Annotated in this window: 12 protein-coding genes and 1 riboswitch; of the genes, 1 reads left to right on the top strand and 11 read right to left on the bottom strand. The window is 76.7% G+C overall.

The window, feature by feature from the left end; all coding sequences use genetic code 11:
- Positions 1–757, bottom strand: a 757-nt coding sequence (locus HGCM_RS18235; RefSeq protein ID WP_019137149.1) for a helix-turn-helix transcriptional regulator, incomplete at its 3' end; no start/stop codon positions are given.
- A 34-nt stretch (positions 758–791) separates the two neighbouring features.
- On the opposite strand from HGCM_RS18235, the gene HGCM_RS12375 reads away from it, so the two are divergent.
- Entirely contained in the window at positions 792–1,937 is a 1,146-nt protein-coding gene (locus tag HGCM_RS12375; RefSeq protein WP_019137148.1) for a DUF3866 family protein, read from the top strand.
- Positions 1,938–1,971: 34 nt separating this feature from the next.
- On the opposite strand, the gene HGCM_RS12370 is transcribed toward HGCM_RS12375, so the two are convergent.
- From HGCM_RS12370 to HGCM_RS12325, 10 genes are all read right to left on the bottom strand, one after another.
- On the bottom strand, positions 1,972–2,415 hold the full coding sequence (locus HGCM_RS12370) for a PH domain-containing protein (protein ID WP_019137147.1): 444 nt from the start codon (positions 2,413–2,415) through the stop codon (positions 1,972–1,974).
- Positions 2,416–2,425: 10 nt separating this feature from the next.
- Positions 2,426–3,274, bottom strand: coding sequence for an ATP phosphoribosyltransferase (gene hisG, locus HGCM_RS12365; RefSeq protein WP_019137146.1), 849 nt, complete (start codon positions 3,272–3,274; stop codon positions 2,426–2,428).
- Between the two features lie 42 nt (positions 3,275–3,316).
- A complete protein-coding gene (locus HGCM_RS12360; RefSeq protein ID WP_019137145.1) occupies positions 3,317–3,580 on the bottom strand; it encodes a phosphoribosyl-ATP diphosphatase in 264 nt (87 codons plus the stop codon).
- On the bottom strand, positions 3,567–4,343 hold the full coding sequence (gene pnuC, locus HGCM_RS12355) for a nicotinamide riboside transporter PnuC (RefSeq protein WP_019137144.1): 777 nt from the start codon (positions 4,341–4,343) through the stop codon (positions 3,567–3,569). Before pnuC ends, HGCM_RS12360 begins: the two co-directional genes overlap by 14 nt.
- A complete protein-coding gene (ribH, locus tag HGCM_RS12350) occupies positions 4,340–4,825 on the bottom strand; it encodes a 6,7-dimethyl-8-ribityllumazine synthase (protein ID WP_019137143.1) in 486 nt (161 codons plus the stop codon). Before ribH ends, pnuC begins: the two co-directional genes overlap by 4 nt.
- A complete protein-coding gene (locus HGCM_RS12345) occupies positions 4,822–6,174 on the bottom strand; it encodes a bifunctional 3,4-dihydroxy-2-butanone-4-phosphate synthase/GTP cyclohydrolase II (RefSeq protein WP_019137142.1) in 1,353 nt (450 codons plus the stop codon). The genes ribH and HGCM_RS12345 overlap by 4 nt, the downstream gene beginning before the upstream one ends.
- On the bottom strand, positions 6,171–6,776 hold the full coding sequence (locus HGCM_RS12340; RefSeq protein ID WP_019137141.1) for a riboflavin synthase: 606 nt from the start codon (positions 6,774–6,776) through the stop codon (positions 6,171–6,173). Before HGCM_RS12340 ends, HGCM_RS12345 begins: the two co-directional genes overlap by 4 nt.
- Positions 6,776–7,858: a bifunctional diaminohydroxyphosphoribosylaminopyrimidine deaminase/5-amino-6-(5-phosphoribosylamino)uracil reductase RibD gene (ribD, locus tag HGCM_RS12335; protein WP_019137140.1), complete on the bottom strand. Its 1,083-nt coding sequence runs from the start codon at positions 7,856–7,858 to the stop codon at positions 6,776–6,778. The genes HGCM_RS12340 and ribD overlap by 1 nt, the downstream gene beginning before the upstream one ends.
- Positions 7,859–7,941: 83 nt before the next feature.
- A riboswitch (FMN riboswitch) is annotated at positions 7,942–8,074 on the bottom strand.
- Positions 8,075–8,144: 70 nt separating this feature from the next.
- Positions 8,145–8,816: a ribulose-phosphate 3-epimerase gene (gene rpe, locus HGCM_RS12330; protein ID WP_019137139.1), complete on the bottom strand. Its 672-nt coding sequence runs from the start codon at positions 8,814–8,816 to the stop codon at positions 8,145–8,147.
- Positions 8,817–8,870: 54 nt separating this feature from the next.
- The coding region (locus HGCM_RS12325; RefSeq protein WP_081596397.1) for an RsmB/NOP family class I SAM-dependent RNA methyltransferase at positions 8,871–10,350 on the bottom strand (1,480 nt) is incomplete at its 5' end.

The following is a 10,350-nucleotide window of genomic DNA, read 5'->3' as shown; positions in this document are numbered from 1 at the left end:
GCAGCGCGAGCGTCGCGACGCGCTCGGCGCCGGGACGCCAGGCCGCCATCGCCGCCTCGAGCTCCTCGGGCGCCGGCGCCGGGAACGCACCCGTCGGCCCGACGGCCCGGACGGTGCCCTCGATGCGGCTGAGGCGGAACGAGCGGCTCGCGCCCCGGTCACGGTCGAAGCCGATGAGCACCCAGCCGCCGCGGCGCGCCAGCAGCTTCCACGGCTCGACCGTGCGCTCGCGGACCTCCCCGGTGTTGGCGGCGCGGTACGTGAACCGCACGGCGCGGCGGTCCTGCACGGCGTCGACGAGCGGCGCGAGCGCCTTCCCGCCGGGTCGGACCCGGGGCGAGAGGCCCGCGACGAGCCCGCCGTCGCGCGGACCGGTGCCGACGACGCTGAGCTTGGTGAGCGCCCGGCTCGTGTCCGCCGACAGCGCCTGGTCCTGCCACAGCTGGGCCGCCATGGTCAGCACGCCGAGCTCCGCGGCGGTCAGGTCCAGCGGCGGAAGCGCGTAGGTGTCGACGTCGATCCGGTAGCCGACGTCGTCCCCGTGCCCGGCGTCCGTCACGGTCAGCACGGGGATGCCGAGGTCGCGCAGCGCGTCCTTGTCGCGCTCGAACATCCGCTCGAACGCGTCGTCGGACTGCGCCCCCTGGTACCCGGCGACGCCGGTGCGCACCTGCTCCTTGGTCATCCGTCCCCGGGTGTTCACGAGGGCGATGACGAGGTTGAGCAGGCGCTCGGACGCATCGATCTGGTCGGCCATCGGGCACCACCGTAGTGGCCGGTACGGTGATCCGGTGATCACGTGGCGCACGGGGGCCGTCGAGTCGTTGGGGGCGAGCTGGACGGGTGCTCAGGAGGTGACCGTCCGGCTGGACGACCCCTGGGCCGACACGCGGCTCCCGGGGCGCGTGAAGTCGCTCGCCTACCCCGAGCTCGTCGGGCCTCTCGCCGTCGGCGACCGCGTCCAGCTCAACGTCTCCGCCCTCGCGCGAGGCCTCGGCACGGGTGGGTACGCCCTCGTCGTCGCGCGCGACGACAAGCCGCCGGCCGACCGGCACGGCGGCCCCGGCCACCTCGTCAAGGCGCGCTACACGCCGCTGCAGACGCTCGTGCTGGGGGTCGACGACCAGGAGTCCGAGCACCACGAGCTCATGCGGGACGCCGACGACCTGGCCGGCCTGCCCGTCGTCGTCGCGGACCTGCACTCCGCGCTCCCCGCCGTGGTGGCGGGGGCCCGGCACGCCGCGGCGCGCGCGGGCCGCCCCGCGCCGCGGGTCGCGTACGTGATGACGGACGGCGGCGCGCTGCCGGCCTGGTTCTCGCGCACGGTCGCCGGGCTGCGCGACGCGGGCTGGATCGCGTCGTGCATCACCGCCGGCCAGTCCTTCGGCGGCGACCTGGAGGCCGTGACGGTGCACACCGCGCTGCTGGCGTCCCGGCTCGTCGTCGAGGCGGACCTCGTCGTCGTCGCGCAGGGGCCCGGCAACCTCGGCACCGGCACGCGCTGGGGCTTCTCCGGGGTGGCGGCCGGCGAGGCGGTCAACGCGGCGGCCGTGCTCGGCGGCCGTCCGGTCGCGTCGCTGCGCGTCTCGGGGGCCGACCTGCGCGAGCGGCACGTCGGCGTCTCGCACCACTCGACGACCGCGTACGGGCGGGTCGCGCTCGTGCCGGCCGACGTCCCGGTGCCCGTCCCCGACGACGAGCTCGAGCCCAAGCTCGGCCCGCTGAGCCGCCAGGTGCACGCCCAGGCCGAGGAGCTCGTCGCGGCCCACCCCCGGCTGCGGCTCGTCGACGTCCGTGCCGACAAGGCGCTCGTGCACGCGCTGCTGGAGTCGCCCGTCAAGCTGTCGACCATGGGTCGCGCGCTCGACCAGGACCCGGGCGCGTTCGTCGCGGCCGCCGTCGCCGGGGTGCACGCGGTCGACCTGCTGGGCGCCTGACCGTCCGGCCGGCCCCGTGCGGGGGCCGCCCGGGTCAGTCGTCGCGGTCGGTGCGCGTGCGCTCCGCGACCAGCGTGGCCAGCAGGCGCGCCTGCTCCTGCGCGGACGCGCCGTCGGCCCGCTGGATGCCCATCACCGCGAGCGTCTCGCCGTTCGCCAGGTCGAGCTGGACCCAGGGCCGCTCGCCGAACCGGACCGCGACCACGTCCGCCCACTGCAGCCGCGTCGTGACGATGAGGTTGCGCACCGTCGCGCCGTCCTCGTCCGCGACCAGCCGCACCGACGCCTCCCGCCAGCAGAACCAGGCGAGCGCGACGCCGAAGAGCAGGAAGCCGGCCCGGTCGCCGGCGTTGAGCCCGGGGACCAGGACGACCACCAGCGCCGTCCCGACGAGGACCAGCAGCGCGACGGCCAGGCTCACCTGGCGCGCCAGGCGCGGGCGGAACGTCAGCGGCAGCGGGGCGCGTCCGTCGGTCATCGGGCTGCCGTCACAGCCGGCACGCGTGGATGGACGTCACGAGGATCGCGCGCGCACCCACGTCGTAGAGCGCGTCCATGACCCGGTTGGTCTCGTCGCGGCGGACCATCGCGCGCACGGCGCACCACTGCGAGTTGTGCAGCGGGGAGACGGTGGGCGACTCGAGGCCCGGCGTGATCGCGACGGCGGCGTCGACGAGGTCGGCGGGCACGTCGTAGTCCATGAGGACGTACTCGCGGGCGGTGAGCACGCCCTGCAGGCGGCGGGTGAGCACGTCGAGACCCGCGGGCGGCTCGGTGTCGGAGCGGCGCACCAGCACGGCCTCCGAGCGCAGCAGCGGCTCGCCGAACACGTCCAGACCGGCGGCGCGCAGCGTCGTGCCCGTCTCGACGACGTCGGCGATGACGTCGGCGACGCCGAGGCGGATCGCGGTCTCGACCGCGCCGTCCAGCCGCACGACCGAGGCCGGCTCGATGCCGCGCTCGCGCAGCCAGTCCGCCACCAGCACGGGGTACGACGTCGCGACGCGCAGGCCGGCGATCTGCCGCACGTCGGTGAGCGTGCCCGCCGTCGTCGCGAACCGGAACGTGGAGCGCGCGAAGCCCAGCGGGAGGTGCTCGACCGCGGCGGAGTGCGAGTCGAGCATGAGGTCACGGCCCGTGATGCCCACGTCGACCGTGCCGGCCCCCACGTACACCGCGATGTCGCGCGGGCGCAGGAAGAAGAACTCGGCGTCGTTGTCGGGGTCGGGCAGGACGAGCTCGCGGGTGTCGCGGCGCTGGCGGTAGCCCGCCTCCCGCAGCATCTCGGCGGCGGGCTCCGACAGCGAGCCCTTGTTCGGGACGGCGATCCTCAGCACGGTGGTTCCTTCGGCAGGTGGGGGCGGGCGGCGGCGGGACGCTCAGAGATGGCGGTACACGTCCTCGAGGGTCAGGCCGCGCGCGAGCATGAGCACCTGCAGGTGGTAGAGCAGCTGGGAGATCTCCTCGGCGGTGCGCTCGTCGCCCTCGTGCTCCGCGGCCATCCAGACCTCGGCCGCCTCCTCCACGATCTTCTTGCCGATCGCGTGGACGCCGGCGTCGAGCTCGGCGACGGTGCCCGAGCCGGCGGGGCGGTCGACCGCCTTGCGCGCGAGCTCGGCGAACAGGGCGTCAAACGTCTTCACGTCGGCCAAGCGTAGACGCAGCACCGGCGACGCCCGTCGTCGGGCCGGGGGCTGGGACGACGCCGCCCGGCACGTCGGTCGCGACGCGCGCCTTCGCGGCGTCGGCGGCACGGCGGGTGCGCCACCACGTGAGGAAGCCGTGCACCACGACGCCGCCGTAGACGAGGTACAGCACCGCGGACGGGTAGTAGCCGGCCGTGAGCAGCAGCGGCACGCCGACCGCGTCGACCGCGATCCACACGAGCCAGAACTCGATCCAGCCGCGCGCCATGCCGTAGGTCGCCAGCAGGGAGCCGGTGAGGATCCACGCGTCCGCCCACGGTCCCCACGAGCCGAGGCGGGTGAACACCCACGCGAACAGCAGCGTCCCGGCGGCCGCGGCGACGAGGAGCAGCACCCGCTCCCCCGCGGTCGCCCAGCGCGGCTCGACCGCGGGCGCGTCCTCCACGCCGGCCGCCAGGGCGGTGCGCCGCGTGCGGCTCCACCGCACCCACCCGTAGACGGAGACGGCGACGAAGAACACCTGGCGGGCGGCCTGGCCGTAGAGGTCGATCGTCTGCGGCGTGTGGAAGACCGCGCCGAGGAAGACCGTGAAGAGCAGGACGTTGCCGACGATCCCCACGGGCCAGGCCCACACCCGGCGGCGCAGCCCGCCCACGGCGGACGCGAGGCCGAACAGGTTGCCGAGGATCTCGCGCCAGAGGACGTCGTGCCCCGCGACCGTGAGCGTCGCGTCGAACAGCCAGTCGAGCGGTCCGGTCACCGCCGGGCCCCGGGCGCGAGCGCACGCAGCGCGACCACGGTCGCCACGGCGGCCTGGGCGGCCTCGGCGCCCTTGTCCTCGCGGGAGCCGGGCAGCCCGGCCCGGTCGAGCGCCTGCTGCTCGTCGTCGCAGGTGAGGACGCCGAAGCCCACGGGCACGCCGGTCGCGGTCGACACGTCCGTGAGCCCGCTCGTCGCCGCCTGGCAGACGTACTCGAAGTGCGGCGTGCCGCCGCGGATCACGACGCCCAGGGCGACGACCGCGTCGGCGCCGGACAGCGCCGCGGCGCGGGCGGCGACGGGGAGCTCGAACGAGCCGGGGACGCGCACGAGGGTCACGTCCTCGACGCCGGCCTCCTCCAGGGCCCGCCGGGCGCCGGCGACGAGGCCGTCCATCACGGTGGTGTGCCAGCTCGCCGCCACGACGACGACCCGCAGGCCGTGTCCGTCGACGGTCAGGGTGGGTGCTCCGGCGCCGCTCATGCGAGGTCCTCCAGGGGGTCGAACGGGTGGTCGGCGGTGTCGATGCCGGGCGTGGTCGGCGTCGCCCGCACGGGCATGACGGGGATGGCCTCGCGCTGCGTGCCGGGGGGCAGGTGCAGCACGTGGCCCATCTGGGTGGCCTTGGTCCGCAGGTACGCCTCGTTGTGCGGCGTGCGCCCGACCTCGAGGCCGCGCACCTCGGCGACCTCGATGCCGTGCGCCTGCAGGCCGGCGACCTTCGCGGGGTTGTTCGTCAGCAGCGCGACGCGCGTCGCGCCCAGGTCGGCGAGGATCGCCGCGGCGGCGCCGTACTCGCGACGGTCCGCGGGCCAGCCGAGGTCGAGGTTCGCCTCGACGGTGTCGCGCCCCTCGTCCTGCAGCGCGTACGCCGCGACCTTGGCGAGCAGGCCGATGCCGCGGCCCTCGTGCCCGCGCAGGTACACGACCGCTCCGCCCTGCTGCGCGGCCAGCTCCATCGCCGCCTCGAGCTGCGGGCCGCAGTCGCACCGCGCCGAGCCGAACGCGTCGCCCGTCAGGCACTCGGAGTGCACGCGGACGACCGGCGTCGCCGCGAGGCCGCCCGGCGGCACCAGCGCGACGTGCTCGTCGCCCGTGCGCAGGTCGCGGTAGCCGTGGATCCGGAACTCGCCGTGCCGGGTCGGCAGGTAGGCCGTGTGCGTGGCGTGCACCCGCGCACCGGCGTCCGCCGCTGCGGGCTCGGTCACCACCGCGTCGTCGTGGGCGCGACGCCACGCGACGAGGTCCTCGATCGTCAGGAGGACGAGGCCATCGGACCGCGCGAGCTCGTCCGCCTGCGCCAGCCGGATCATCGTCCCGTCGTCGTGCACGAGCTCCGCGATCGCACCGACGGGCTCCAGCCCGGCCAGCCGGCACAGGTCGACCGCGGCCTCCGTGTGCCCACCCCGGTGCAGGACGCCGCCGGGCACCGCGCGCAGCGGCAGCACGTGCCCGGGCCGGATGAGGTCGCCGCGGCCCGACGCCGGGTCGGCGAGGACGCGCAGCGTGCGCGCGCGGTCGGCCGCCGAGATGCCGGTCGTGACGCCCGTCGCCGCGTCGACCGTCACCGTGTACGCCGTGCGCCGAGGGTCCTGGCTGTGCGGGACCATGAGCGGCAGGTCGAGCGCGTCCGCCCGGGCGGCCGGCATCGGCGCGCACAGGTACCCCGACGAGTGGCGGATCGTCCACGCCACCCACTCCGGCGTGGCCGACTGGGCGGCCAGCACGATGTCGGCCTCGTTCTCGCGGTCCGGGGAGTCCGCGACGAGCACCGGTCGGCCCGCGCGCAGCGCGTCCAGGGCCTCCTCGACGGTCCCCAGCCGGACGCTCACGGCGCCACCCGGGTCGCCAGCAGCCGCTCGGTGTACTTCGCCAGCACGTCGACCTCCAGGTTCACCCGCGCGCCGGGCGCCAGCGCACCGAGCGTCGTCGCGGCGAGCGTCGTCGGGATGAGCGAGACGCCGAAGGAGTCGTCGGCGACGTGCGTGACCGTGAGCGAGACGCCCGCGACGGTGATGGAGCCCTTCTCGGCGACGTAGCGCGCCAGCGCGGGGTCGAGCGCGATCTCGACGTCGTCCCAGCGCGGGCCCGGCTCGCGGCGGACGATCGTCCCGACGCCGTCGACGTGACCCTGCACGACGTGCCCGCCGTAGCGGCCGCCGACCGCCAGGGCGCGCTCGAGGTTGACCCGGTCCCCCGCGCGCAGGTCGCCGAGCGCCGTGCGTCGCAGCGTCTCCGGCATGACGTCCGCGACCAGCTCGCCGTCGCCGGGCAGGTCCGCGACGGTGAGGCAGACGCCGCTGACGGCGATCGAGTCGCCGAGCCGCGCGTCGCTCGTCACGAGGGGACCCCGCACGCGCAGCCGCGCGTCCTGGCCCTCCACGCGGTCGAGCGCGACGACGACGCCGACCTCCTCGACGATGCCGGTGAACATCAGACCTCCTCGTGGGGCGGGACGGTGAGCGGTGCGCGGGGCACGGGCGTGGCGACGACGAGCACGTCGGGACCGAGCGGCAGGACGCTCGTCGGCCGGAGCCGGACGGCGTCGCCGAGGGTGGCGACGCCGAGGTCGGCGACGGCCGGCGCGCCGGCCCCCAGCAGGACGGGCGCGACGTAGGCGTGCACCTCGTCGACGAGTCCCGCGCGCAGGAAGGCCGCTGCGAGCGTGGGGCCGCCCTCGACGAGCACCGTGCGGACGCCGCGTGCCCCGAGGGCCTCCAGCACCGCGGCCGGGTCGTGCGTGCGCAGCTCGACGAGCTCGCCGCCGGGGCCGCGCAGCCGTGCGGCGTCGGGCACCGCACGGCGGCCGACGACGACGCGCAGGGGCTGGTGCGCGACGAGCCCGCCGGCCGCGTCCCGTGCCGTGAGGGACGGGTCGTCGCGCAGCGCGGTGCCCGTGCCGACGACGATCGCGTCGACCTCGGCGCGCAGCTCGTGCGCGTGCCGCCGGGCGACGGCGGACGTGATCCACCGGCTCGACCCGTCCGGCGCGGCGACCCGCCCGTCGAGGCTCGTCGCCGTCTTGAGCGTGACGAACGGCCGCGCCCGCTCGACGGTCGCCACCCAGGCGCCGAGCACCGCCCGGCCCTCGTCGTCGAGGACGCCGGTCACGACGTCGACGCCCGCGGCGCGCAGCCGCGCGGCACCGCCCGCGGCCACCGGGTTCGGGTCGGTCACGGAGACGACGACGCGCGCGACCCCTGCCTCGAGCAGCGCGAGCGAGCACGGACCGGTGCGCCCGGTGTGGTCACAGGGCTCCAGCGTGACGACCGCGGTCGCCCCGGCCGTCGGCTCGCCCCGGCCGCGGGCGTCGGCCAGCGCGGCGACCTCCGCGTGCGGCGTGCCGGCGCCGCGGTGCCAGCCCTCGCCGACGACGACGCCGTCGCGCAGCAGCACGCAGCCGACGCGCGGGTTGACGTCGTGCTCGGGGCCTCGGCGGGCCAGCTCGAGCGCGCGCCGCATGGCGGCCACCTCGACGTCGGCGACGGAGGCGGCGGGGACGCCGGGACCGCTCATCGACCCTCACCTCCGGTGCGCTCAGGCTCCGGGGTCGTCGACGAGGGCATGCCCGCGCCACGGCACGCCCAGCGGCGCGCCGCCACGTGTTCCTCCCATCCGGACTCTCACCGTCGGTCCTGGAGTTCCACCAGGTCAACCGGACGATCGTTGCCGATCGACCGGGTCGCGGACTGTCACCGCCGGCTCGGACTTTCACCGACCCCGGAGCACGTGTGTGCCTAGCGCCAACGATGATGCCACAGCGGGCATTCCCGCCCGCGCGCGTCCGCGCTGCGGGACGGCCTCAGGCCTGGACGGTGTGCGCCGCGTCGGCGCGGCGGCGCAGCTCGTCGATCTCCGCCGCGACGTCGTCCGCGCCGTACACGGCGGAGCCGGCGACGAAGACGTTCGCGCCGGCCCGGGCGACGCGGGCGATCGTGTCGCGCGCGACGCCGCCGTCCACCTGCACCCACGTGTCGAGCCCGGCCTCGTCGATCGCGGCGCGCGTGCGGCGGATCTTCGGCAGCATCCCCTCGATGAACGACTGGCCGCCGAAGCCCGGCTCGACGGTCATCACCAGGACCATGTCGATCTCGTCCAGCAGGTCGAGGAACGGCTCGACGGGCGACGCCGGGCGCAGCGCCACGCCGACCCGCACGCCCGCGCCGCGCAGCTCGCGGGCCAGCCGGACCGGGGCCTGGGCCGCCTCGGCGTGGAACGTGACGGAGGCGGCGCCGGCCTCGGCGTACTGGGGGGCCCAGCGGTCGGCGTCGTCGATCATGAGGTGCACGTCGAGCGGGACGGGCGACACCTCGGCGAGCCGCTGCACGACCGGCAGGCCGAGCGTGAGGTTGGGCACGAAGTGGTTGTCCATGACGTCGACGTGCGCGAAGTCCGCGTGCGCGATGCGCCCGAGGTCGCGCTCGAGGTTCGCGAAGTCGGCGGACAGGATGCTGGGGTTGATCAGGGCGCCCATGCCGCCAGCGTATCGACGCGGCCGGGTGCCGCCCGGCGGCGCCCGGCGCGGGCCTCAGGCCTCCCGGCGCAGCAGGGTCAGGTGCATGGCGTCGGTGCCGTGCACGTGCGGCCACAGCTGCACGTCGGTGCGGCCCTCCGGCAGCGCGACGTCGCCACCGGCGACCTCCCGCACGACCGCCGCCGCGTCCAGCGTCTCGACCCGGAGCCCGGCGCGCGCCGCCGCCCGCACGGCGTCGGTGACGACGAGCCGGGTCTCGGCGAGGTGCGGCGAGCACGTCACGTAGGCGACGACCCCGCCGGGTCGCACGGCGCGCAGCGCGGAGCCGAGCAGCTCGCGCTGCAGCGCGGACAGCGGCGCGACGTCCGCCGGCGTGCGCCGCCAGCGCGACTCGGGCCGCCGGCGCAGGGCACCCAGACCCGTGCACGGGGCGTCGACCATGACGCGGTCGTACGCGCCGGGCTCGTCCTCGCCGACCGTGCGGCCGTCGCCGACGCGCACCGCCTCGACCGCCGAGCGCGCCGCGCGCACCGACTGCTCGACGAGGCGGGCGCGGTGCGGCTGCACCTCGTTCGCGACCAGCCGCGCGCCGCGTCCGGCCGCGAGGGCGGCGAGCAGGGCCGCCTTCCCGCCCGGGCCCGCGCACAGGTCTAGCCAGCGCTCGTCGCGGCCCTCGAGCGGGGCGGCGGCCAGCGCCAGGGCGACCGCCTGGCTGCCCTCGTCCTGCACCCCGGCCCGCGCCTCGCGGACCGCGGCCAGCGCTGCGGGGTCTCCCCCGCCCTCCAGCACGACGGCCGTCGGGGTGAGCCCACCCGCTCGTGCGCCCTCGCCGGCCTCGTCGAGCAGGGCCGCCCGGTCCACCAGGCCGGGGCGCGCGACGAGCGTCACGCGCGGCGCCTCGTCGTCGGCGACGAGCAGGTCCCGCAGCTCGTCGGCGGAGCGCCCGTGACCGACGAGAGCCTCGCGCAGCGCCCGCACGACCCAGGCCGGGTGGCTCTCCACCACGGCCAGCCGCGCGTCGGGGTCGGTGCCCCGCGGGTCCGCCGCGTCCGCGACGCGCGCCAGCCACGTGTCGAGGTCGTCGCGGCCGACCGTGCGCAGCACCGCGTTGACGAACTGCGACGCGCCGGTGCCCACGCGCTCCCGGCCGAGCCCGACGGTCTCGGACACGGCGGCGTGGGGCGGCACGCGCATCCCCAGCAGCTGGTGCGCGCCGAGCCGCAGGAGGTCGAGCACCGGCGGGTCGATGCGGTCGACCGGCCGGTCGGCCGCGACGGCCAGGATCGCGTCGTACCGGCCGCGCAGGCGCAGCGTGCCGTAGGTGAGCTCGGTGGCGAAGCCCGCGTCGCGGCCGCGGATCCCGCGCTCGCGCAGCAGGGGCGGCAGGACGAGGTTGGCGTAGGCGTCGGAGCCGTGCACCTCGCGCAGCACGTCGAACGCCACGCCGCGCGCCGGGTCGCCCGAGCGACGTCGCTGGGACGGCGCGGCGGCCGAGCGCTGCGTGCGGCCCTGCGAGCGCGCCGCCCCGCGCTGG

Source organism: Cellulomonas massiliensis JC225, assembly GCF_000312005.1.
Taxonomy (GTDB): domain Bacteria; phylum Actinomycetota; class Actinomycetes; order Actinomycetales; family Cellulomonadaceae; genus Cellulomonas; species Cellulomonas massiliensis.
The sequence above is the reverse complement of the archived record's forward strand: the minus strand, read 5'-3'. Positions and strand labels throughout refer to the sequence as shown.